At 71.3% G+C, this 23,409-nt stretch carries 21 protein-coding genes; 13 read left to right on the forward strand and 8 right to left on the reverse strand.

Going from position 1 to position 23,409, the window contains the following annotated elements:
- Positions 1-122: 122 nt before the first annotated feature.
- Complete coding sequence (locus VF612_RS14105; RefSeq protein WP_408660484.1) at positions 123-1,229, reverse strand: citrate synthase 2; 1,107 nt, start codon at positions 1,227-1,229, stop codon at positions 123-125.
- Between the two features lie 177 nt (positions 1,230-1,406).
- Between VF612_RS14105 and pdxH the strand changes: the two genes are divergently transcribed.
- Genes pdxH through VF612_RS14120 form a run of 3 tightly spaced genes read left to right on the forward strand, consistent with a single transcriptional unit; the run spans position 1,407 to position 4,317 of the window.
- On the forward strand, positions 1,407-2,102 hold the full coding sequence (gene pdxH, locus VF612_RS14110; protein WP_408660485.1) for a pyridoxamine 5'-phosphate oxidase: 696 nt from the start codon (positions 1,407-1,409) through the stop codon (positions 2,100-2,102).
- Positions 2,099-3,436 (forward strand): MFS transporter, encoded by a 1,338-nt coding sequence (locus VF612_RS14115; RefSeq protein ID WP_408660486.1) that lies wholly within the window; start codon positions 2,099-2,101, stop codon positions 3,434-3,436. The genes pdxH and VF612_RS14115 overlap by 4 nt, the downstream gene beginning before the upstream one ends.
- The gene (locus tag VF612_RS14120; RefSeq protein WP_408660487.1) at positions 3,433-4,317 is read left to right on the forward strand and encodes an aldose 1-epimerase family protein; all 885 of its coding nucleotides are present in this window, start codon (positions 3,433-3,435) and stop codon (positions 4,315-4,317) included. Before VF612_RS14115 ends, VF612_RS14120 begins: the two co-directional genes overlap by 4 nt.
- 6 nt (positions 4,318-4,323) lie before the next feature.
- Here the strand turns inward: VF612_RS14120 and VF612_RS14125 are convergent, their stop codons facing one another.
- Complete coding sequence (locus tag VF612_RS14125) at positions 4,324-4,917, reverse strand: hypothetical protein (protein WP_408660488.1); 594 nt, start codon at positions 4,915-4,917, stop codon at positions 4,324-4,326.
- Positions 4,918-5,052: 135 nt separating this feature from the next.
- A complete protein-coding gene (locus VF612_RS14130; protein ID WP_408660489.1) occupies positions 5,053-6,444 on the reverse strand; it encodes a cryptochrome/photolyase family protein in 1,392 nt (463 codons plus the stop codon).
- Between VF612_RS14130 and VF612_RS14135 the strand changes: the two genes are divergently transcribed.
- The 4 genes from VF612_RS14135 (at position 6,443) to VF612_RS14150 (ending at position 11,625) form a co-directional block, all read left to right on the forward strand.
- Positions 6,443-7,096 (forward strand): MBL fold metallo-hydrolase, encoded by a 654-nt coding sequence (locus tag VF612_RS14135; protein ID WP_408660490.1) that lies wholly within the window; start codon positions 6,443-6,445, stop codon positions 7,094-7,096. The genes VF612_RS14130 and VF612_RS14135 overlap by 2 nt on opposite strands.
- Positions 7,093-8,214, forward strand: a complete 1,122-nt coding sequence (locus tag VF612_RS14140; RefSeq protein WP_408660491.1) for a dipeptidase — start codon at positions 7,093-7,095, stop codon at positions 8,212-8,214. Before VF612_RS14135 ends, VF612_RS14140 begins: the two co-directional genes overlap by 4 nt.
- 343 nt (positions 8,215-8,557) lie before the next feature.
- The gene (locus VF612_RS14145; RefSeq protein WP_408660492.1) at positions 8,558-11,089 is read left to right on the forward strand and encodes an EAL domain-containing protein; all 2,532 of its coding nucleotides are present in this window, start codon (positions 8,558-8,560) and stop codon (positions 11,087-11,089) included.
- Positions 11,086-11,625, forward strand: coding sequence for a GNAT family N-acetyltransferase (locus tag VF612_RS14150; RefSeq protein ID WP_408660493.1), 540 nt, complete (start codon positions 11,086-11,088; stop codon positions 11,623-11,625). Before VF612_RS14145 ends, VF612_RS14150 begins: the two co-directional genes overlap by 4 nt.
- Here the strand turns inward: VF612_RS14150 and VF612_RS14155 are convergent.
- On the reverse strand, positions 11,570-14,011 hold the full coding sequence (locus VF612_RS14155) for a beta-glucosidase H (protein WP_408660506.1): 2,442 nt from the start codon (positions 14,009-14,011) through the stop codon (positions 11,570-11,572). The two genes, VF612_RS14150 and VF612_RS14155, sit on opposite strands and share 56 nt — an antisense overlap.
- Before the next feature lie 188 nt (positions 14,012-14,199).
- Here VF612_RS14155 and VF612_RS14160 point away from each other — a divergent pair, with 188 nt between their 5' ends.
- Positions 14,200-15,696, forward strand: coding sequence for a dihydrolipoyl dehydrogenase family protein (locus VF612_RS14160; RefSeq protein WP_408660494.1), 1,497 nt, complete (start codon positions 14,200-14,202; stop codon positions 15,694-15,696).
- A 10-nt stretch (positions 15,697-15,706) separates the two neighbouring features.
- On the opposite strand, the gene VF612_RS14165 is transcribed toward VF612_RS14160, so the two are convergent.
- The 4 genes from VF612_RS14165 to VF612_RS14180 form a co-directional block, all read right to left on the reverse strand.
- Complete coding sequence (locus VF612_RS14165) at positions 15,707-16,291, reverse strand: type IV toxin-antitoxin system AbiEi family antitoxin domain-containing protein (protein WP_408660495.1); 585 nt, start codon at positions 16,289-16,291, stop codon at positions 15,707-15,709.
- 51 nt (positions 16,292-16,342) lie between these two features.
- Positions 16,343-18,130 (reverse strand): CocE/NonD family hydrolase, encoded by a 1,788-nt coding sequence (locus VF612_RS14170; RefSeq protein ID WP_408660496.1) that lies wholly within the window; start codon positions 18,128-18,130, stop codon positions 16,343-16,345.
- A gap of 75 nt (positions 18,131-18,205) precedes the next feature.
- Positions 18,206-19,129, reverse strand: coding sequence for an SRPBCC family protein (locus tag VF612_RS14175; RefSeq protein ID WP_408660497.1), 924 nt, complete (start codon positions 19,127-19,129; stop codon positions 18,206-18,208).
- A gap of 154 nt (positions 19,130-19,283) precedes the next feature.
- The gene (locus VF612_RS14180) at positions 19,284-19,766 is read right to left on the reverse strand and encodes a DUF4383 domain-containing protein (RefSeq protein WP_408660498.1); all 483 of its coding nucleotides are present in this window, start codon (positions 19,764-19,766) and stop codon (positions 19,284-19,286) included.
- A gap of 176 nt (positions 19,767-19,942) precedes the next feature.
- On the opposite strand from VF612_RS14180, the gene yidD reads away from it, so the two are divergent.
- From yidD to VF612_RS14205, 5 genes are all read left to right on the forward strand, one after another.
- Complete coding sequence (gene yidD / locus VF612_RS14185; RefSeq protein ID WP_408660499.1) at positions 19,943-20,461, forward strand: membrane protein insertion efficiency factor YidD; 519 nt, start codon at positions 19,943-19,945, stop codon at positions 20,459-20,461.
- 376 nt (positions 20,462-20,837) lie between these two features.
- Positions 20,838-21,680, forward strand: a complete 843-nt coding sequence (locus VF612_RS14190; RefSeq protein ID WP_408660500.1) for a hypothetical protein — start codon at positions 20,838-20,840, stop codon at positions 21,678-21,680.
- Positions 21,677-22,096: a phage holin family protein gene (locus tag VF612_RS14195; RefSeq protein WP_408660501.1), complete on the forward strand. Its 420-nt coding sequence runs from the start codon at positions 21,677-21,679 to the stop codon at positions 22,094-22,096. The genes VF612_RS14190 and VF612_RS14195 overlap by 4 nt, the downstream gene beginning before the upstream one ends.
- On the forward strand, positions 22,093-22,704 hold the full coding sequence (locus VF612_RS14200) for a DUF3618 domain-containing protein (protein WP_408660502.1): 612 nt from the start codon (positions 22,093-22,095) through the stop codon (positions 22,702-22,704). Before VF612_RS14195 ends, VF612_RS14200 begins: the two co-directional genes overlap by 4 nt.
- 53 nt (positions 22,705-22,757) lie before the next feature.
- Positions 22,758-23,258 (forward strand): hemerythrin domain-containing protein, encoded by a 501-nt coding sequence (locus VF612_RS14205; RefSeq protein ID WP_408660503.1) that lies wholly within the window; start codon positions 22,758-22,760, stop codon positions 23,256-23,258.
- Positions 23,259-23,409 lie beyond the last annotated feature (151 nt).

Genomic DNA, 23,409 nt, shown 5'->3' on the forward strand with positions numbered 1-23,409 from the left:
TGACACCGCTGCGTCCAGGATGGCGGCCCCGCGACCGGCAGCGCGATCTCCCTTTGGGGCAGGGCGGAAACTGTCCTACCCCGACGGGCGAATCCCCCTACCCGGACCTGGATGGCTCCCCGTCAGGAGTGGGCGATGTTGTCCCAGCCCTCGACGTCCTTCGGGCTGCGCGGGTCCGGGCCGATGTAGCGAGCCGACGGCCGGACCAGCCGCCCGGTCTTCTTCTGCTCCATGATGTGCGCGCACCAGCCGGCCGTCCGGGCGCAGCTGAACAGCGCCGGCATCATGTGCGGCGGCACCTGGGCGAAGTCCAGGGTCACCGCGGCCCAGAACTCGACGTTGGTCTCGATCGGGTGATCGGGCCGGCGCTCGCGCAGCTCCGCCAGGGCCGCCTGCTCCAGGGCCACCGCGGCGTCATAGCGGACCGCCCCGAGCTCCTTGCAGGTACGGCGCAGCACCCGGGCCCGCGGGTCCTCCGCGCGGTACACCCGGTGGCCGAAGCCCATCAGCCGCTCCTTGCGGTCGAGGATGTCGCGGACCACCTTTCGGGCGTCGCCGGTCCGCTCGACCTCCTGCAGCATCGGCAGCACCCGGGCCGGCGCGCCACCGTGCAGCGGTCCGGACATCGCGCCGATCGCTCCGGAGATCGCCGCGGCCACGTCGGCGCCGGTCGAGGCGATCACCCGGGCGGTGAAGGTCGAGGCGTTCATGCCGTGCTCGGCCGCGGAGACGAAGTAGGCGTCCACGGCGTCGACGTGCTTGGGGTCGGGCTCGCCCCGCCAGCGGGTCATGAACCGCTCGACGATGGTGCGGGACTGGTCGATGCGCGACTGCGGGACGGCCGGCGCGCCGACCCCGCGAGCGGACTGGGCCACGTAGGACAGCGCCATCACCGAGGCGCGGGCGGCCTGCTCGCGGGCCTCGTCGTCGCTGATGTCCAGCAGCGGCCGGTAGCCCCAGATGGGGGAGAGCATCGCCAGCGCGGCCTGCACGTCCACCCGGACGTCGCCGGTGTGCACCGGGATCGGGAACGGCTCGGCCGGCGGCAGCCCGGGCCCGAACTTGCCGTCCACCAGCAGGGCCCACACGTTGCCGAACGTGACGTGGCCGACCAGCTCTTCGATGTCGACACCGCGGTAGCGCAGCGCGCCGCCGTCCTTGTCCGGCTCGGCGATCTCGGTTTCGAACGCGATGACGCCCTCGAGGCCGGGGCTGAAATCGTCTGACATGCAACTGACTCCGATCATCTGGTCAGCTCACCGCCTGAGCCGGCTGAGCCGGCGCGGAAGGCTCGCTGAGGGGCGGGCGCGATGTCGATGCCCCCGACCTGTCCATTGTTACCTATCGAGCGCCGGGCGGGTCAGGTGGCTGCACGAAGCCCCCGGCCAAGCTGGAAGAATGGCCCGGTGAGCGTCTCGGGCAGCGACGGCAGCGACGGCAGCAGCGACTCCGGCGACCCGCTGGCGCGGCAGGCCAGCAGCCGGCGCTCCTACCGCGCCGGTGAGCTGAGCGAGGCCCACCTGGCTGCGACCTGGCTGGAGCAGCTGCGGATCTGGTTCGGCCAGGCGATCGCCGACGACCGGATCTCCGAGCCCAACGCCATGCAGGTGGCGACCGTCGACGCCGAGGGCCGGCCGGACGTCCGGACGGTGCTGGCCCGCGGTTTCGACGCCGCCGGGGTGGTCTTCTACACCAACTACGAGTCGGCCAAGGGCCGCCAGCTGGCCGCGAACCCGGTGGCCGCCGTGCTGTTCTCCTGGCTGCCGCTGGAGCGCCAGGTGCGGATGCGCGGGCCGGTGGCCAGGGTGGACCCGGCCGAGACCGCCAGCTACTTCGCTACCCGGCCGCGGGGGGCGCAGCTGGCGGCCTGGGCCTCGCCGCAGTCCCGGCCGCTGGCCGACCGGGTGGAGCTGGAACGGCGGCTGGCCGAGGTGACCGAGCGATTCGGTGACGGCGAGATCCCACCGCCGCCGCACTGGGGCGGATTCCGGATCACGGTGACCGAGGCGGAGTTCTGGCAGGGCCGGGAGTACCGGCTGCACGACCGGCTGCGGTACCGGTTGACCGAGGACCGGTGGCTGGTCGAGCGGCTGGGTCCGTGACCTCGGACGACGCGCCGGGGCCGGCCGAAGCGGTCGTCGAGGCCGAGCCCGAAGCCGGGGCCGGCTGGTTGCGCACCCACGCCATCGACACCGCGCCGCTGAGGATCGCCTCGTTCCGGCGGCAGGTGCTGGGCCAGGGCACCTCGTTCATCGGCGCGATGCTGACCGCCGTGGCGGTGCCGGTGCAGGTCTACGCGCTGTCGCACTCCTCGTTGCAGGTCGGCCTGGTGGGGCTGGTCGGCCTGCTGCCGCTGGTGGTGTTCGGCCTGTACGGCGGGGCCATCGCCGACGTCATCGACCGCCGCACGCTGCTGCTGATCAGCTCGCTGGGCACCTGGGCGTGCACCGTCGGGTTGCTGCTGCAGACCGTGGCGGGACTGGCCAGCGTGCCGCTGATCCTGGCGCTGGTGGCCGTCCAGTCCGGCTTCTTCGCGGTTGCCTCCTCGGCCCGGGGCGCCATCATCCCCCGGATCGTGCCCGTCGAGCTGGTGCCGGCGGCCAACACCCTGACCTTCACTACTGGCAACGTCGGCCAGGTGATCGGGCCGCTGATCGCCGGCGTGCTGGTGACCCGCCAGCACGGCTTCGCCTACGCCTACGCCGTCGATGCCGCCCTGTTCACCCTGGCGATGTACGCGGCCGCCCGGCTGCCGGAGATCCCACCGGACGGCCGGTCGCAACGGGCCGGCCTGCGCTCGGTGCTGGACGGCCTGCGGTTCATCAGCAGCCGTCCGGTGCTGCTGATGTCCTTCGTGGTCGACATCGTGGCGATGGTGTTCGCGATGCCCCGGGCGCTCTACCCGCAGGTCGCCGCCGACCGCTGGGACGGCCAGGTCGGCCCGCTGTACGCCGCGATCGCGATCGGCTCGGTGCTGGCGGGGCTGTCCGGAGGGTGGATCGGCCGGGTTCGCCGGCAGGGCGTGAGCCTGACCGGGGCGATCGTGGTGTGGGGGCTGTGCGTGGCGGTCAGCGGCCTGGCCCACCAGCTCTGGCTGGCGGTGCTGCTGCTGGCGGTGGCCGGCGCGGCCGACCTGATCAGCGCGGTGTACCGCCAGACCATCCTGCAGACCTATGCCCCCGACCAGATGCGCGGCCGGATGCAGGGTGTCTTCGTGGTGGTGGTCGCCGGCGGCCCGCGGCTGGGGGACCTGCGGGCCGGGGCCACCGCGTCGCTGACCTCGGTGACGGTGTCCTGGGTCGGCGGTGGCCTGCTGTGTGCCGGCGGGGTGCTGGTGGCGGCCCGGGCCGTTCGGTCGTTCTGGCGCTATGACGCCCGGGAAGCCGAAGCGCAGCAGGCATCCGCCGTGCCGGACTCGCTACCGTCGGGTCCATGACCTTCGACGGCAGGCGCTATGAGATAGCCGCCGGTCCCTACCGGGCGGCGCTGGCCGAGGTCGGCGCGCGCCTGGCCGGCCTCTGGCACGACGGCTCGCCGGTCACCGTGGACAGCTCGCCCGAGGCGTTGCCGCCCAAGTCGACCGGCGCGGTGCTGCTGCCCTGGCCGAACCGGATCGCCGGTGGCCGGTACTCCTTCGACGGCGTGGACCACCAGCTGCCGCTCACCGAGCCGGCCAGGCAGAACGCCAGCCATGGCCTGGTCCGGTTCGTCCGGTGGAGCGCCACCAGCCAGGACGCCTCGTCGGTCACGCTGGCCCACGACCTGGTGCCCCAGACCGGGTACCCGTTCGAGCTGCGGCTGGAGGTCAGCTACCGGCTGGCGGCCGAGGACGGCCTGCGGGTGCGCGCCGCCGTCACCAACACCGGACGCTCCGCCGCGCCGTTCGGGGCCGGCTTCCACCCCTACCTCGACCTGGCCGGGCACCCGCTCGACACCGCTGAGCTGCTGGTGCCGGCCGGGACGGTGCTCGACACCGATGACCGCCAGATCCCGACCGGGCGCCGTCCGGTCGAGGGCACCCCGTTCGATCTGCGCACCAGCCGGCCGATCGGCAGCCTGCGGCTGGACCACGGCTTCGCCGACCTCACCGGCTCGGCGGCGGTGCTGCGCACCGAGCAGCGGGCCGTCGAGATCAGCTGGGATGCCGCGTTCGGCTACCTGCAGGTGTTCACGCCGTCCTTCATCACGCCCGGGCGCAACGCGGTGGCGATCGAGCCGATGAGCTGCCCGGCGAACGCCTTCAACTCCGGCGAGGGGCTGATCCGGCTGGAGCCGGGGCAGCAGTGGACCGGCAGCTGGGGCATCCGGCTGGTCTGAGCCGGCTCAGCGGGACTGCAGCGCGTCCAGCGCGACCGCCATCGCCGCCGCCACGCGGCCGTCGACCCGACCGCCCGGGACGGTGACCTCGTACCGGTCCCGCAGCGAGCGCTTGCGCACCGAGGAGAGGACGACGTTGCCCTGCGCGTCGGTGAAGTCGAAGTGGAAGAGGAACGGCGACGGCAGGTCGCCGACGAAGGGGAGGGACTCCCACAGGCGCCGGGCGATGGCGACGGTCTGGTTGCGCTCGGTCCCGCTGGCGACGCCTGCCGCCGAGGTGAGCTCCCACGAGGACCGCAGCAGGGACTTGGCGAACTCCTTGCGGAAGCTGCCGATCGGCTGGCCTTGGGCGTCCAGCACGTCGTACGTGGCGGCCAGGTCGATCCGCTTGCGCGCCTTGAAGCTGAACACCGGCACGGAGCGCTTCTCGTCGGCGTAGAACGTGACCTGCTCCTTGAACGCCATCCGCTTCTGCTGCGCGACGGCCAGCACCTCGCCCTCGGAGCCGTCCGGCAGGGCGGCACGGATCTCGTAGCGGTTCACCCCAATGGTGATCTTCTGCTTGACGAAGAAGTGGTCCACGTTCGCGAGGTAGGTCATGGTTGCTCCGACGTCTGGGGTCAGGGGTGGGTTCCCGGGGAGTCTTCCACGCCAGTCGACGGCCAGGGGCTCCACGGTGGGCAGCGGCAGCGGCTGCACCTCCGACCGTGCGGCGTCCTCCAGTAGAAACGAGCGTCAGCGCGCCTGGCGCAGCGCGTTGTAGTCGGCCAGGCTCACGGCCCGCTCGACCGCGTGGTCCACGATCCGTTCCGGGTAGCCGGGCGGCAGGCCACCGGGGCTGCGCCACGGCTCGTGGATCAACGAGGTCGGCGTCCCGGCCAGCTCCGGCACGTACCGGCGGATGTAGGCCCCGTCCGGATCGAACTTCTTGCCCTGCAGGACGGGATTGAAGATCCGGTAGTACGGCGCCGGATCGGTTCCGGTGCCGGCCACCCACTGCCAGCCGTGGGCGTTGCTGGCCAGGTCGCCGTCGACCAGGTGGCGCATGAAGTGCCGCGCGCCGTCGGTCCACTCCACGTGCAGGTCCTTGACCAGGAACGAGGCGACGATCATCCGCACCCGGTTGTGCATCCAGCCCTCGGCGAGCATCTGGCGCATCCCGGCGTCCACGATCGGATAGCCGGTCCGCCCCGCGGCCCAGGCGGCCAGCCGGAGCTCCGCGAGCCGGCCGGTGGCGAAGGGCAGGCCCTGCAGCTGCCCGTGGTAGTACGCACGGGCCGTGTCCGGCCGGTGGTGCAGCACGTCGGCGTAGAACTCCCGCCAGGCCAGCTCCCGGCGGTAGGTCTCGTGCCGCTCGGACAGGCCGGCCAGCAGGGTGCGCGGATGGATCGTGCCCCATTTCAGGTGCACCGACATGTGCGAGGTGCGGTTGAGGTCCGGCCGGTCCCGGTGGTCGGCGTAGTCCTCGATCGGGCCGGCGAGGAAGGCTTGCCAGGCGTGGCGGGCGGTCGGCTCGCCGACCTCGGGCAGCCGCAGCCCGGCCGGCAGCTCCGGGTCCGCAGGCACGCCGTCCGAACGGGCCGGCATCCACTGCGGGCGCACCGAGCGGGCCGGCTGCGCCCAGCCGTGCTGGCGCCAGGCCCGATAGAAGGCCGAGTAGACCTTGAAGTTCTGGCCGCTGCCGTTGACCACGCTGCCCGGCGACACCGCATACGGCGAGCCGGTCCGGCGCAGCGGGACGCCGTCCAGCGCGTCGGCCACCACCTGGTCACGACGGGCGCCGTACGGGCCGAAGTCCGCCGCGCAGTGCACCGAATCCGCCGCCACCTCCCGGCACAGCTCGGCCAGCACGGCGGCCGGCTGGCCGTGCCGCACCACCAGGTTGCCCCCGAGCTGGGCGTCCAGCGCCCGCAGGGTGCGGTACAGCACCGCCAGCCGAGGGGTGCCGCACGGCCGCAGCAGGGCCGGGTCCAGCACGAACACCCCGAGCGCCGACCCGTTGCCGGCCTCCGTCGCGGCGACCAGCGCCGGATTGTCGGACACCCGCAGGTCGCGCCGGAACCACATCACAGCAGGCACCCTTTCGACGGTATGCGTTCGTCGCCGGATGTGGTGAAGTACCTGCATGCAATTGACCAAGTTCGGCCATGCCTGCGTCCGGATCAGCGACGGCGACCGGCGGCTGGCCATCGATCCGGGTGTGTTCACCGATGTGGCACAGGCGCTTGCCGACATCGACGCGGTGCTGATCACCCACGAGCACCCCGATCACATCGACGTCGACAAGCTGGCCGCGGCGGCCGGGCAGAACCCGGCGCTGCGGGTCTGGGCGCCCAAGTCGGTCGCCGACCAGCTGGCCGGCAACGAGGTCCTGAGTGAGCGGGTGACCGCCGTGGGACCCGGGCAGTCCTTCGTCGCCGGTGGCCTGCAGGTGCGCACCTACGGCGGCCAGCACGCGCTGATCCACTCCTCGATCCCGGTGATCTCCAACGTCGGCTACCTAGTGGGGGACGCGGTCTATCACCCGGGCGATTCCTACGTGGTGCCCAACGCCATCGTCGAGGCGGTGCTGGTGCCGATCAACGCGCCGTGGTCGAAGCTGGCCGAGGCGATGGACTTCACCGTCTCGGTGCGGGCGGCCCGGGCCTTCCAGATCCATGACGGCCTGCTCAACGACATCGGGCGCGGCCTCTACGAGAGCCAGCTCGGCCGGATCGGCGAGTTCCACGGCGTGACCCGCTTCCAGCACCTGGACGCCGGCGAGAGCGTGGACCTGTGAGCGAGCACTCGCTGACAGCCGCCCGGACGCTGCTGGCCAGCCATCCGATCATCGACGGCCACAACGACCTGCCCTACGCGCTGAGGGAACTGGTCAACTACGACCTGGACGCCTACGACATCGGCCAGCGGCAGAGCCGCACCCACACCGATCTGGTCCGGCTGGCCGAGGGCGGCGTCGGCGCGCAGTTCTGGTCGGTGTTCGTGCCGGCCGGCTGGGCCGGTGAGCGGGCCGTCACCGCGACCTTCGAGCAGATCGACGTCGTCCACCAGATGGCGGCGCGCTACCCCGACCGGATGGTGCTGGCCAGGACCGAGGCCGATGTCCGGCGGGCCTGGCGCGAGGGCAAGCTGGCCAGCCTGATGGGCGCCGAGGGCGGTCATTCGATCGACAGCTCGCTGCCCGTGCTGCGGGCCATGTGCAGCCTGGGCGTGAAGTACCTGACGTTGACCCACAACGACAACGTGCCGTGGGCGGACTCGGCCACCGACGAGCCGGTGCTGGGCGGGCTGAACGACTTCGGCCGCGAGGTGGTCAGGGAGCTGAACCGGCTCCGCATGCTGGTGGACCTGTCGCACGTCTCGCCAGACACCATGCGCGACGCCCTCGCGGTGACCAGCGCTCCGGTGGTCTTCAGCCACTCCTCCGCGCGGGCGGTCTGCGATCACGTGCGCAACGTGCCCGACGACGTGCTCGGCACGCTGGCCGGCAACGGCGGCGTCTGCATGGTGACCTTCGTGCCGTACTTCGTCAGCGAGGACTGCCGCGCCTACGCCGACGAGGTGACCGCGCAGATGCTCGAGCGGGGCGAGAACGTCCGGGACTGGCAGGCCCGGATGGCTGCCATCGCCCGCTACGCCGACAGCGGCAAGCCACGGCCTGCCGCGACGGTGGCCCAGGTCGCCGACCACGTCGAGCATGTCCGCGAGGTCGCGGGGCTGGCCCATGTCGGCCTCGGCGGGGACTACGACGGCTGCGACCAGCTGCCGGTGGGGCTGGAGGACGTGGCCGGGTACCCGGCCCTGATCGCCGAGCTGCTGGACCGGCGGTGGTCGGAGGCGGAGCTTGCGGCGCTGACCGGGGAGAACGTGCTGCGGGTGCTCGCCGACGCCGGCTAGCCGGCGCCACTGTGACCCGGTGCCACTGTGACCCGGTGCCACTGTGACCCGGCGCCGCGACCGGCGATGTCGCTGCAGGCGCGCGCCGAGCACACTCAGGCTTCGCGCCGTATCGTGGGTAATCAGGCGATAACTGGCCGACTTTCCCTGATCGGCGGTATCCGGCAAGCTGGTAGATGTCGCAGTGTGTGAATTTTGTGCGGTAGGGCGCGCCGACATCGGAAACGGGCCGGCTGCCAGGACTATGCGTGATGCGGACGCGCACACCCATGGATCGTGAAATTGCTGTGTAGTCGATTAGGTAATGGGGCCGGGGGACCCCACGACGAGATGGCGGTTGGCGATGTATGCGATGCAGACCCCCGGTCCGGAGCCCATCGGGCACAAGACCGGCGGCGCGCAGCTGCGTGAGCTGCTGCTGGCCGGGCTGGTCGACCGGCTGCCGGCCGCTATCTATGCCGCGGAGTCCGGCGCGAACGGGCAGTGGGTGTATGCCAGCCCGCAGATCCAGGAGATGCTCGGGTTCTGCGCCGAAGACCTGATCGCCGACCCCGGCCTGTGGGCCCGGCAACTGCACCCCGAGGACCGGGACTGGGTGCTGCGTTCGGAGATGACGCAGCCCGGCACCGGGCGCTCCCAGATCGAGTACCGCATGATCCGCCGGGACGGCCAGGTGATCTGGGTGCTCGACGACGCGCTGCTGGACGAGGTCGGCGACGGAGCCATCCAGCACGGCCTGCTCTACGACATCACCGCCCGCAAGCGCACCGAGCTGCTGCTGGCCGAGCATGCCGACATCGTCGAGCGGGTGGCCCGCGGCGACGAGCTGGAGTCGACCCTGATCGAGCTGGCCAGCGCCACCGAGACGGTCAGTGGCACCGCGCGCTGCCTGATCGAGGTCGAGGCCGGCGCGGGGCTGGGGCGCAGCATCCTCACCGGCTCCGACGGGGTGTTCACCGAGGCCGACCGCGACCGGTTCGGCCCGGCCGGGCATCAGGCGGACTTCACCGCGCCCAACGGCAACCCGCTGGGCCGGGTGAGCCTGCACTACCCGGACCTGGCAGTGGCCCAGGACCGGGACGGCGACCTGGCCGGTTGGGCGGCCAGCCTGGCCTCGGTGGCGGTGCTGCGAGCCGCCGAGCACGCCCGGGTGACCCTGTCGATGTCGCTGCTGGAGGCGACGCTGGACGCCACCGCCGACGGGATCCTGGTGATCGGCGCCGACGGCCGGATCCTGGGCTACAACCAGAAGTTCGTCGACATGTGGCGGATCGAGCCGGCCGTGCTGGCGTCCGGGGAGGATGCGCGGCTGCGCGCGTCGGTGCTCGACCAGCTGGTCGACCCCGACGATTTCACCCGCAAGGCCGATGCGCTGATGGCGACGCCGGCCGAGTGCAGCCATGACGAGATCGAGTTCCTCGACGGACGGTTCTTCGAGCGTTACTCCCAGCCACAGCGCATCGACGGGCTCACGGTCGGGCGGGTCTGGAGCTTCCGGGACATGACCCTGCACCGGCAGCTGGAGCAGGAGCTGCGGGTCCAGGCCTTCACCGATCCGCTGACGCCGCTGGCCAACCGGACCTACTTCATCCAGCAGGTCACGGCCGCGCTGTCCTCCAGCCGCCGGCGGGAGGGCAGCCTGGCGGTGCTGCTGCTGGACCTCGACGACTTCAAGACCGTCAACGACAGCCTCGGCCACGTCGCCGGCGATGCCCTGCTGATCGCGGTCGCCGAGCGGCTGAGTACCTGCGTGGCCCCCGGTGATGTCGCCGCGCGGCTCGGCGGCGACGAGTTCGTGGTGCTGCTGCGCCAGCTCGACGGCGCCGAGGATGCCGTCTATGCGGCCGAACGGGTGCTGGCCGCGCTGTCGGCGCCGCTGGTGGTCGAGGGGCAGACGCTGACCATCCGGGCCAGCATCGGCATCGCGCTGCCCTCGGCCGACGAGGACGCCGGGGACCTGCTGCGCAATGCCGACCTGGCGATGTACACGGCCAAGCGGGACGGCGGCGGCCGCTGCCACTGCTACGCCCCCGGGATGCACGTCGAGGCGATGGCCCGGCTGGCCCTCAAGGCCGATCTCGAACACGCCATCGAGACCGACAAGCTGATCGTGCACTACCAGCCGATCCACGACCTGCGCAGCTTCGAGATCGTCTCGATGGAGGCGCTGGTGCGCTGGCAGCATCCCGAGCGCGGGCTGATCTCGCCGGAGGAGTTCGTCGCGCTGGCCGAGGAATCCCGGCTGATCGATCGGCTCGGCTCGGCGGTGCTGCGCCAGGCCTGCAACCAGCTCGCCCAGTGGCGGCGCAGCATCCCGGCCCAACGGGAGCTGACCGTCAGCGTCAACGTCTCGCCCCGGCAGCTGTCGGACCCGGGCCTGATCTCGGAGGTTCAGCGGGCGCTCTGGGTGGCCGGGCTGCCCGCGTCGGCGCTGGTGCTGGAGATCACCGAGAGCAGCCTGGCCACCCCCACGGTGGACGTGGTGACGGTGCTGAACCAGCTCAAGGATCTCGGGGTGGCGCTCGCGCTGGACGACTTCGGGGTCGGCTACTCCTCGCTCGGCCAGCTGGTGAACTTCCCGCTGGACATCGTCAAGGTGGACAAGTCCTTCGTGGACCGGCTCAACGGCGAGCTCAGCGGGGCGGCGCTGCTGCGGGCGGTGCTGCAGGTGGCCGAGGCGCTGTCGCTGGAGACCACCATCGAGGGCATCGAGGACGAGAACCAGCTGGAGCAGGTCCGGGCGCTGGGCTGCGGCCGGGCGCAGGGATACCTGCTGTCCCGGCCGCTGGACATCCAGGCCGCCTCGGACCTGCTCGCCGGCCGTAGCGCACCGGCCCGCGCCGTCGTCGGGCGGCATTCGATAATGCAGGGATGAGCTCTCTTTCCATCCGAGAAGTCGGCTACGACCATCCCGACGCGCAGCGGCTGATCGCCGAGGTGCAGGACGAGTACGTCCAGCGCTACGGCGGCCCGGACCGGGCGCCGGTCGATCCGCTGGAGTTCCAGCCGCCCCGGGGACTGTTCCTGGTCGGCTACCTCGACAGCGAACCGGTCGTCATGGGCGGCTGGCGCCGGTACGACGACGACCACCCGCAGACGTCCTGGGCGGCGCCGATGGTCGAGGTCAAGCGGATGTACGTGGCGGCCGCCGCCCGCGGGCGCGGCTACGCCCGGGCGATGCTGGCCCGGCTGGAGGACACCGCGCGAGAGGCCGGGGCCCGCTGGCTGCTGCTGGAGACCGGCTCCCGGCAGCCCGAGGCGGTCCAGCTCTACCAGTCCTGCGGGTACCAGCCGGTGCCGCCGTTCGGCCACTACGCCGACCGGCCGCTGGCCAAGCACTTCGGCAAGGAGCTGCTTACCCCTGCCAGTCAGCCGGAAGCTCCGCGCGTAGCGGCAGCTCAGCCACGTTAGGCCCGGCCTCGACGGTGAAGCTGCCGGGCTCCAGCGCCCAGCCGTCCTGCTGCCAGTGCTCGAAGGCCCGCCGGGGCAGCGCGATGGTCACCGTCGCGGTCTGTCCGGCAGCGACCTCGACGCCGGCGAAGCCGGCCAGCCAGCGCACCGGGCGGTCGTGGGCGGACTCCGGCCGGGACAGGTAGACCTGCGCCACCTCACGGCCGGCCCGGGTTCCGGTGTTGCGCAGCCGGACCGACACCTCGGCGGCATCAGGGCTTGCCGCGACCGACACCGACTCGTACTCGAACGTGGTGTAGCCGAGGCCGAAACCGAACGGGTAGGCGGGCTCGGCGCCCGCGCGCAGCCACGCCCGGTAGCCGATGTGGATGCCTTCGTCGTAGCGCAGCACCCCGTCGACCGGCGTCACGTCGAGCACCGGCACGTCGGCCTCCTCGGCGGGCCAGGTGGTCGGCAGCCGGCCGCCCGGCTCGACCGCTCCGCTGAGCACGTCGGCCAGCGCCCGGCCGTACTCCTGGCCGCCGAACCAGGTGAGCAGCACCGCCTGCACCTCCGAGCGCCAGGGCATGGTGACCGGCGAGCCTGAGTTCACCACGACCACGGTGCGGGGATTGGCCTGTGCCACCGCCCGCACCAGGTCGTCCTGCCGGCCGGGCAGCGCCAGCGACGTCCGGTCGAAGCCCTCGGACTCGACCTGGGAGTTGGTGCCCACCACCACGACCGCCACCTCGGCCTCGCGGGCGGCCTGGGCCGCTTCGGCGATCAGCGCGTCCGCCGAGGCGACCGCGGGCCGGGAGCCGAGCGTGATCCCCAGGGTGCCGGGCAGCCGCGCGCTGCCGGCGAGGGAGTGCTCCAGCCTCAGCCGGTAGCTGCGGCCGGCCTCCAGGTCGACCTCGGTGGTGCTGACCGGCGGCGAGAGCACCGCGGTGGCCGGGTCATGGCCGGTGACGTCGCTCTCGGCGGACAGCACGACAGCTCCGTCGATCGACAGCACGGTCGGTCCCACCGCCGCGAAGCCCAGCTCGACCGGTCCGGTGGCCGACGGCCGGTAGTCGGTGATGATCTCGCACGTGTCGAGGTCGCCGGTCGGGGCGTTGCCCAGCCACACCAGCGCGCTGGAGAACCGGACCTCGTCGAGCGCCACCTCGCCGGCCAGGTTCGTGAACCGCACCCGCAGCCCGGCCGAGCCGGTCTCCGGATCGGTGAGGCAGTCCAGCGGCAGCTCGGCCAGCCCCTCCTGGACGACCGCGCCGAGGCGGTAGCTGACGATCGAGGCCGGCAGCGCCTGGCGCAGCCCGGTGAGCGGGGAGACGACCTCGCTGGGCACCACCGTCGCGCTGCCGCCGCCCTGGGTCCGGGGCAGCTCGGCGTTCTGGCCGCTGACGGCGACGCTGGCCGGCGCCCGCAACGGCAGCAGGCCGTCGACGTTGCGGACCAGCACGATGCCCCGGGCCTCGGCCTCGCGGGCGAAGCCGGCGTCGATGATCGGCCGCGGCCGGTGGTCGGGCTCCGCGCCCAGCGCGCCGACCCGGACGGCCAGCAGCAGCAGCCGGCGGACCTTCTCCTCGATGGCCTCGACCGGCACCTCGCCGGCCCGGACGGCGGCCACCAGCGCATCTCCCCAGGGGCCGTTCGGGCCGGGCATCGCCAGGTCCTGCCGGGCCTTGGCCGCAGCCAGCGACCGGACCGCGGTCCAGTCCGAGATCACCACCCCGTCGAAGCCCCACTCCTCGCACAGCGGGCTGCGCAGCAGGTCGTTCTCGGACATGGTGACGCCCCGGACGGCGTTGTAGGACGACATCACCGTCCAGGCGCCGTCGCGGACCGTCCGCTCGAACGGCGCCAGGTACACCTCGCGCAGCGCCTGGTCGCTGACCTCCACCGAGGCGGTGAACCGCTCGGTCTCGAAGTCGTTGGCGATGTAGTGCTTGGGGCAGGCAGCGATGCCGGCCGACTGCACCCCCCGGACGAAGGCGGCGCCGATCTCGGCGGTGAGCAGCGGGTCCTCCGAGTACGCCTCGAAGTGCCGGCCGCCGAGCGGGCTGCGGTGCAGGTTGATGGTCGGGCCGAGGACGACGTCGACGCCCTTGCGGATGGCCTCGGCGGCGGCGATCTGGCCGTAGCGGTAGGCCAGCTCCGGGTCCCAGGAGGCGCTGAGCGCGGTCGCCGAGGGCAGGTTGAGCGAGGGGTCCCGCTCGTCCCAGATCTGGCCGCGGACGCCGGACGGGCCGTCGGAGAGCACCATGGCGCGCAGTCCGGCGGCGGGCTCCGGATGGGTGCTCCACATGTCCGCGCCGGTCAGCAGCCGCACCTGCTGTTCCAGGCTCAGGCTGCGGGCGATCGCGGTGAGCTGCTCGGCGAGCGCTGCCGGATCGGTGTCGAACATCTCGCCTGTGGTCACGACCGTGCCCGCCTTTCCCCGTGGTACTTCGATGCTAGGCCGATCCGCTCCACGGGTTCGCCGGCCGGTACCGCTGCCGCGAGCGCAGCCCATACCCTCGATCGATAGCGTCGAGGCGCAGGGTCCGGACCAGCCGGTGCGCTGGGCGGCTTCGCGAAGAGAGGCAGGTCGGGATGAGCGCGGCAGTCGATCCGGATCGCCGGGAGTGGGACGTCATCGTTCTCGGGGGCGGGGCGGCCGGTGAGAACGCCGCCCAGTACGCCACCCAGTTCTCCGGCCTGAGCGCGGTGATCGTGGAGGCGGAGCTGCTCGGCGGCGAGTGCTCGTACTGGGCGTGCATGCCGAGCAAGGCGCTGCTGCGCCCGGTGGAGGTGCTCTCGACCGGACGGGACCTGCCCGGGGTGAAGGAGCTGCTGGGGGATCGCCGGCTGGATGCCCAGGCGGTGCTGGCCCGTCGTGATGCCGTGGTCAATCACCTCGACGACGGCTCCCAGGTCGACTGGGCGCTCGGGGCCGGCATCGACGTGGTGCGTGGCTACGGCCGGCTGTCCGGGGTGCGCGAGGTGACCGTGACCGGCCCGGACGGCGCCGAGCGGGTGCTGGCCGCCCGGCATGCGGTGGTGCTCGACACCGGCAGCTCGCCGGCGATCCCGCCGGTGCCGGGGCTGGCCGAGGCGCGGCCGTGGACCTCGCGCGACGTCACGAACATGCACGAGATCCCGCGGCGGGTGGTCGTGGTGGGCGGCGGCGTGGTGGCCTGTGAATCGGTGACCTGGCTGCACGGGCTGGGCGTCGAGGAGATCACCGTGGTCGAGGGCGCCCCGGGCCTGCTGGCCAAGAACGAGCCCTTCGCCGGGGAGATCATCGCCGAGCAGTTCCGGGCGGCCGGCATCACGGTCCGGACCGGGGCCAAGGTCACCTCGGCGGAGCGGGCGGAGGTCAACGACGCCCCGGTCGGGCACCGGCACGGCGGCGAGGTCACCGTGACGCTGGACAGCGGCGAGCAGATCACCGCCGACGAGGTGCTGGTGGCGGCCGGCCGCCGTCCGCACAGCGACGACATCGGGCTGGAGTCGGTGGGGTGCAAGTCCGGTGGCTACCTTGAGGTGGACGACCAGCTCAACGTCGAAGGTGTGGACGGCGACTGGCTGTACGCGATCGGCGACCTGTGCGGCCGGGCGCTGCTGACCCACATGGGCAAGTACCAGGCCCGGATCGCCGGCGAGGTGATCGCCGCACGGGCTGCCGGCCGGCCGCTGGACAGCGATCCGTTCGGCCGGCACGCCGATGTGGCCGACCATGACCAGGTGCCGCAGGTGACCTTCACCGATCCCGAGATCGGCTCGGTGGGGCTGACCGAGCAGCAGGCCCGGGACAAGGGCCTGGACATCGAGGCGGTCGAGTACGACATGGCGGCACTGGCGGGCACGTACCTGCTGCGTGAGAACTACGTCGGACGGGCCAAGCTGGTGATCGACCGGCAGCGGGACGTGCTGGTGGGCGCGACCTTCGTCGGAACCGGGATCGCCGAGCTGACCCACTCGGCGACGATGGCAGTGGTGGCCCGCATCCCGGTGGGAGTGCTGCGGCACGTCGTGCCCTCGTACCCCACGGCCAGCGAGGTGTGGCTGCGGTTGCTCGAGGAGCTGGGCAAGCGCCGGCAGGGCTGATCAACCCGAATCACTGCGCCAGGGCGACGTCGAGCGCCCGCTGCATGGGCCCACGCACGTCTAATGCGGATGCCAACTTGAGCAATCCTGCCGGGCGGGCATCACGACGCCGCAGGTAATGCTGCAGCGCGCCGTAGGCCACGTCGTCACCCAACCGCCCGCGAAGACGCATCAGGTCGACCACTGTCCGTGCAGGGTCATAGATCCGTACCCATTCCCCGGGTGCAGCCTCGACAGCTGACAGGCCGAGCTCGAACGTCGATGCCTCGAATCGGAACACCGCCGTCGGTGGGTAGGCAATCCGCGGTGGGCGATGCCGGGTCGGCACCGCGATCTGCACCGCCGGAGAGATCTCGTCACTCAGATCATGGAATGCGGCGGCCGAGCGGCAACACACGATGGCGACCGGGGATCGGTAGGCAACCGCCAACAGATCCGGATAACCTGCTGGGGGTGCGTCCGCCCGCCGAAACACCCCGCGTGACAGCTCGACGACTCGACCGTCATCGCGCCAGGCATACAAATCGCGGGGATGCACACCTCGCGCCCGGGCCATTGCCGTGGTGAAGGTGGCAGGCAGCGACTCTCGACCCATGGATAGAAGTGTTACAGCTTCTAAGTGACGATACAACACTTCTATCCAGGGTCAGACCACGGGCAGTGTGAGCACCTGGTCGGTAGAGCCGGTGCTGACCGTCACCGGAGTGGCCAGCTGCCCGCCGCGGTAGTTGGTGTCGCCGCCGGCGAGGTACACCGCGATCCGGTGGCCGGCCTCGAACCGGTGCGCGATGCCTGGCAGCGTGATGTGCACGCTCCTGGTGACGTCGGAGATCCGGGTCGGGGCCACCAGGCCGTGGATCAGCCGGGCCGTGCCGTCCGGGCTGACGTCGTACAGCTTGGCGAACAGCACCAGCTGGCCGGCGGGACCGCTGGACTGGCTGAGCGCGGCCGTCGGAGCCGACACCCGGACGTCCAGGGTGGGCGTGCCGACCACGGTGACCGGCGCGGTGAGCGGTGCTCCGGTCCAGGACGCGTACGTCCCGGGCAGGTTCACATCCGGATTGTCCAGCGGCACCTCGACCCGGGAGCCGACCACGTCCAGGTTGCCCAGGGTGCTCGGCGCCCCGGCCGGTGGCGTGGTGAAGGACTGCGACCCCGGCCGCACCCCGCTGCCGACCAGCTCGGTACCCGACAGGTAGAGCCGTCGCGGCTTGCCGACGGGGTAGCTGGACGCGGTCGCCACCGTGCCCGTCCAGTCCTGGTAGTAGGCGAATGCCGGGCCGGTGCTGACGTCCTTGCCCTTGAGGTAGTGGTCGAACCAGGCCTGGATCCGGGCCGCCTCGTACGCCGCGCCCGCAGCCGACGGGGTGCCGCCGGAGTGGCCGTTGTAGCGCCACATCATCGCCACCGGGGTGTGCTGCCGGCGCAGCGCATGGTAGGTGGCGATGGCCTCGTTGAGGGTGAACAGGGTGTCCACCTGGCCCTGGTCCAGCAGCACCGGAATGGTGATCCGGGGCAGGTAGCTGGCGACCGAGGCGTGCCGCAGCCTGGCCGCATCGTCCGGTTGCAGGTAGCCGGTGCTGCCGGCGGTGACCAGCGCCGGGCAGACGAACTCGGCGAAGTTGGGGCACCCGATCAGGCGCTGCGGGTCCTGCTGGGCGTACTGCGCGCCGTTGAAGATCCCGATCGCGGAGAAGGCGCCGGCCCAGGTCAGCTTGGTGGCGCCGGGCGTGCTGGTCCCGGCATTGTTGGGACCGGCATTGGTGGGACCGGCATTGTTGGGGCCGAGGGAGTAGCTCAGGTCGTGCCAGGTGATCTGCGGGTTGAGGACGTCGACCCGGGCGTCGATCGAGGCGATCGCGAACTGGATCTGCCCGCCGTAGGAGCCACCCCACATGCCTACCCGGGGGTCGTGCTGCTGGGCGATGCCGTGGTGGTCCACCGCATCGTGCACCACGTAGTCCGGCGCGGGCACCGGCTGGGTGTGCTCGGCGTCGGCGAAGGCGATACCTGGCGCGCCGCCGAGGAAGCTGACCAGCTGGCTGCCGGCCCGGCCGTCGTAGTCGGGATCGTCGAGGGTGATCTTGCACCCCGAGCCGCCGAAGCCGAGCCCCGAGTAGGACAGCACCGTGTAACCCAGCCTCGCGTACTGCTGGGCGAACGGGGCCTGGTCGGCGGCCGAGCCACCGAAGCCGTTGGTGGTGAGGATGGCGGGCGTGGGCTGCTGGGCCGAGGCGCCGTCCGGGGTGTACAGGTCGCCGACGATGTCGCACTGCTGCTGGCTGCCGGCAGGGCCGACCGTCACCGAGAAGTGCAGCGACTGCGTGCGGTACCCGGGCTCGGCGGCGCCCGCCGCCCGCGCTCCGACGGCGACCGTGGAGCTGACAGCCAGGGCTGTGGCAGCGGTGAGGACGGAGCACAGGGCGCGGCGCACGAATACCTCCAGCGGACGACGATGATCTGCTGGGAGTAACGAACCGGCGCTGGTCCGGTGACGAGAACCGGTGCGTCAGCCGGCCGGCTGGGCCGGCGTGTCGCCGGGATATGTGACCGAACCCACTTCGATCAGCTGCTTGAACCGTTGCAGGTCATCGGAGACCTGCTGCTGCGGATGCTCACCCAGCAGCCTGGCTGCCAGCCCACCGGCGAGGCCGGCCGGCTGGGAGTAGACGATGTCGAGGGACACCTCGGCGCCGCCCGGCGCCTCCCGGAACCGAACGCCGCCCTGATGCGAGATCGCCGCTCCGGGCAGCGACTGCCAGGAGATCAGCGACGACGGATCGTCGCGGATGATCTCGGCGTCCCACTCCAGGCGGCTGCCCGCCGGCCCCTTGACCCGCCAGTGCGACAGGGTGTCCCCGATCACCTGCACGCTTTCCACGTGCTCCATGAAGTTGGGGAAGTTCTCGAAATTTCGCCAGTACCGGTAAGCCTCTTCAGGTGGGCAGCGGATCGTCGCCCAGGCCCGCAGGTGGGTTCTGGTGCTGCTGTTCCCGCTCCTGCCCTCGGCGGCCGAGATCCGCCGGCCGGCGACCACGTCCAGGACGGTGACCCCGGCCACCGCGGCGATCGCCAGCACCCGGCGCCGGCGGCCCACCCGGCTCGAGGCCAGGCCGGGGCCGAGCAGGGCCAGGTCCAGGACGTCCCCGGCAGCGCGTGCCCACAGCCACGGACTGGTGGTGTTGGCGCTGAGCAGCCCGGTTCCGACGGCCAGCTCGCGCAGCCCCACCGCGCGCATGGTGCTCTTGTGCGCCTGGCTGGGCCGGACGCCGGTAAGCCATGCCACCAATCTGGGAGCGACGACCTGGACGGCGCCCACCCCGAGGCTGGCGTAGCCCAGTGCGGCAGCCAGCTGCGCCGACTCCGGTATCCCGCCCGCGGATTCAGCCCAGCGTGGCTGGTGGCGCCGCCGGGTGATTCGTACCGTCGTCATGGGCAATCTCCTCAGGCTGAAGGAAATGGGCCGACGCAGAACCGCCGGCCCGCATCAGCTGACGGTGCGGACCGGCGGTTCGGCGACATGATGCCGTGCTCCGGCGTCGCGCTGACCAGAACGGTCACCGCGAGGGATATCGGTCGGTCTGCGGCTAGCGGGTCGTCCCCGTCGCAGCAGCCGCCCGACGGCTGAGCAGGACGCCAGCGGCGATCATGCCCAGGCCCAGCAGCAGGTGCAGCCAGTTGTCGGCGTTGTTGACCGGCACGAAGTTCGCGCTGGACTCCTTGCCGATAACCAGGCCGTACAGCCACAGCACCAGGTAGATCACGCCGCCGCCGACCAGGTAGAGGTAGGCGGTGCGAGCCTGGCGAGCCATTGCGATGCCGGCGGCACCGAACAGCAAGTGGACGATGTTGTGCAGCACGGAGACCTGGAAGATCCCCAGAAGCTTGGCCTCCGAGTGGTGTCCGGCGAAGCTCATGTCGCCGTAGTTGCTGGTGATGCCAGGGATGAATCCCAGCACTCCCACCAGGAGAAACACCGCGCCGACCGCCATGGCGGCCTTCTGCAGATCAGTGCGCTCCGCGGTGCCGGAATTGGACCTTGTCACTTCGCCTCCATCAGGTTGAGGCATTGGTGGCGGCGGAGCCAGCTGGCAGCAATTGCGGTGGACTCCATCCGCCGGCTACTTGCCGAGCCAGTATTCGACCATATTCCTGCGGTTCGGCGATTGCAATCTGTGCGGACCTGCGCGCGTCGGTCACGGACGGCGCCTGCAGCCCCCGTACGCCGGCGCGCTACGTTCCCAGCATGGTGTTCATCGGGGGATGGAGTTCGGGCCGGCGGCGGGGTTTTCGCCCCTACGGCGGATATGGCCCCTACCGGGGCTATGGCTACGGGCCCGGCCGGCCGGGCAACTCGTGCATGCGCGACATCTGCCTGATCCAGTCCGGCTGCTGCCTGGCCGAGCTGGTCGGCTGCGGGCCACAGCTGGCCCTCCTCGCCCCGTCGCTGGTGCGGCGATCGGCCCGAGCCGCCCGGCAGGCCACCGGTTCCGGTGCGCAGGCGGGCGCCGGAGCCCCCTGGCTGCTCGGCTTCGCGCTTGCCGCGATCAGGCTGTACCAGCAGGAGATCAGCCCGCGGCGACGCCCGTGCTGCCGGTACAGCCCGACCTGTTCGCAGTACGCCGCCGAGGCTCTGCAGGGGCACGGATTGCGCCGCGGCCTGTGGCTGGCGGGCCGCCGGTTGCTGCGCTGCCGCCCCGGATCGGCAGGCGGCAGCGACCCGGTGCCAGCCGCCCGCACAGGTCATAGCCGCCTGTCTCCATGATCACTGCGATTGCGCCGCTTACTGAGCGCACCGTACAATCAAGCCCAGTGGAGTGCCTTCGGCCTGCGCGTGGCTCAATCACGAGCCTCTTCGATGCTCAGCTGGGCGTCTACTGACATCACGCCTCGTATGAGCTGAGACAGACCTCGGGCTACCAACATGATGAGCGAATGTAGGCGCTGGAAGTCCCGTCCGACCGGACAGGGCACCGAGTCTGTGTCGATCGCTCGTCCGGAGCTGGTCCCTGCGGCCAGCCGCCGTGGAGCCGAACTTGATGTCCACTGTCTGATGCGGTAGCCGTACCGCTGGCGGAGCGCATCCGCCGTACGTCGCGCTGAACCCACAGCGCTCGCTCTGTCGAACTCGAGGAGTTCTCATGACCGAGGAATACACCCCGCCTTACACCTCTACGCCGCTGGCCGCCGAGGGCACCACTCCGGTTGCTGGCACCACGCCACCCGTGGTGGGTTACTCCACCCCGCCGGCGACCGGCGCCACCGAGGCCGACACCGGCAGCGGCACCGTCGACGTGGCCAAGGGCCAGGCGGCCGAGGTGACCCAGGGTGCGGTGCAGGCTGGCCAGCACGTGGCCGGCGTCGCCAAGGAACAGGCCGCCAACGTGGGCGCCGAAGCCGGCTTCCAGGCCAAGGTCCTGCTGTCGCAGGCCACCACCGAGCTCAGCCAGCAGGCCGGCCAGCAGCAGCAGCGGCTGGCCCAGGGCGTTCGCTCGCTCAGTGACGAGCTGCGCAAGCTGACCCAGCCGGGCGAGCAGGCCTCCGGCCCCGCCGCCGACCTGGCCCGCCAGGGCGCTGAGCGCGCCCGGGATCTGGCCACCTGGCTGGAGCAGCGTGAGCCCGGCGAGCTGCTCGAGGAGGTCAAGACCTTCGCCCGGCAGCGTCCCGGCATGTTCCTGATGCTGGCCGCCGGAGCCGGCGTGCTGGCCGGGCGGATGACCCGTGGCCTGAAGGAGACCGCCGCCGACGAGGCCCAGGCCTCGCAGCTGAGCGGCAGCTACAGCGAGTACGGCACCCCGACCCAGTACGGCACCGGCGTGCAGTACGGCACCGGCGCCCAGTACGGGACCGGCGTGCAGTACGGCGACGAGGCCGTCGTCCTCGGCACCGTCGAGGAGATCGAGGTGGTCCGGCCCTACGCGTCCAGCGAGGACGGCCCGACCGGATTCCCGACCACCGGTGGCACCACGGGTGGCGCCCGGTGAGTACTTCCTACGAGGGCGCCAGCCCACCGGCGGCTGACCGCCCCTCGATCGGCGAGCTGCTGTCTGACATCAGCGCCGACCTGAGCACCCTGATGCGCCAGGAAGTCGCGCTGGCCAAGGCCGAGCTGACCCAGTCGGGCAAGCAGGCCGGCAAGGGCGCGGGCCTGCTGGCCGGCGCCGGCATCGCGGGCCACATGGTCCTGCTGTTCCTCTCGATCGCCCTCTGGTGGTCGATCGGGAACGCCACCGGCCACGGCTGGTCCGCCCTGATCGTCGCTGTCATCTGGGCGATCATCGGCGCGATCCTGGCCTCCATGGGCCGTAAAGAGATGAAGAACGTCACCGGTGTGCCGCGGACCACGGACACCGTCAAGAAGATTCCCAGCGCTGTCGCAGGAAACGAGGAGACCCGATGACGACGAGCAACGACCCAGACCAGATTCGCGCAGAGATCGAGCGGACCCGCGCGAACCTCTCCAACGATGTCAACCAGCTCACCGAGACGGTGACCCCGAGCAACGTGGCCCGGCGGCAGGTCGACAAGGCCCGTGGCGCCGTGTTCGGCGTCAAGGACCGGGTGATGGGCACGGCCGGCGACCTGCAGTCCAGCGCGTCGGACAAGGCCTCCACCCTGACCGGCAAGGCCTCCGACATGGGCAGCGCGGTGACCGGCGCTCCGGGCACCGTCAAGGACCGGGCCGCTGGCAACCCGCTGGCTGCCGGCCTGATCGCCGTCGGCGTCGGCTGGCTGGTCGGTTCGCTGCTGCCCGTCAGCGAGCGCGAGAAGCAGGCCGCCACCCAGGTCAAGGACCAGGTCAAGGAAACCGCCATGCCGGTGGTGAGCGACGCCGCCAAGGAGGTCGCCGAGAACCTCAAGCCGGCCGCTCAGGAAGCGGTCGAGTCGGTCAAGGAGACCGCTGCTGACGCGGCCACCACCGTCAAGGAAGAGGGCAAGTCCTCGGCGCAGGACGTCCAGGGCCAGGCCGTCGACGCCAAGGACACGATCCAGGAAAGCCGCAGCTGAACCAGCTCCTGATCCGATCCCGTCGCGCCGCGACCTGACAAGAGAGAAGCTCTATGTCCAGCGATGCAATCGTGCTCCTGAAGGCCGACCACAAAGAAGTCAAGAGTGTCTTCAAGCAGTTCCAGCAGGCAGGCGAGGATGCCACCGAGAAGAAGGGTGACCTCGTCAAGAAGATGATCGAGCTGCTGACCGTTCACACCTACCTGGAGAACGAGCTGATCTATCCAGAGGTGCGCCGGCAGCTTCCCGACCTCGAGGACGATGTTCTGGAGTCCTACGAGGAGCACCACGTCGCCGACGTGCTGTGCCTGGAGCTGAGCACGATGAGCGCTGACCATGAGCGCTTCGATGCCAAGACGACGGTGCTGATCGAGAACGTCCTGCACCACATCGAAGAAGAAGAGCAGGAGTGGTTCCCCGAGGTACGCAAGGGGATGTCACGCAAGCAGCTCGCCGAGCTCGGCGAGCGGATGGAAGAGATGCGCAAGACGGCGCCGCGCAGCCCGGCTCAGCCGAAGGCGATGAAGAAGGCGCTCGACGCGGTCGTCAAGTAGCCGCGGTCCTCAGGTAGCAGTGGCCCAGCCGTCGTTCCCGGCGGCTGGGCCCTTCCATGTCCGCACCGCCGCGCGCACCGCGGCGTCGGCCTGGACGGGATAGGGAAAGCACGCGTTGTGCGCGCCCGGCAGCACCGCGCACTGCCCGGCC

This window comes from Jatrophihabitans sp., assembly GCF_036388195.1.
GTDB lineage: Bacteria > Actinomycetota > Actinomycetes > Mycobacteriales > Jatrophihabitantaceae > Jatrophihabitans_A.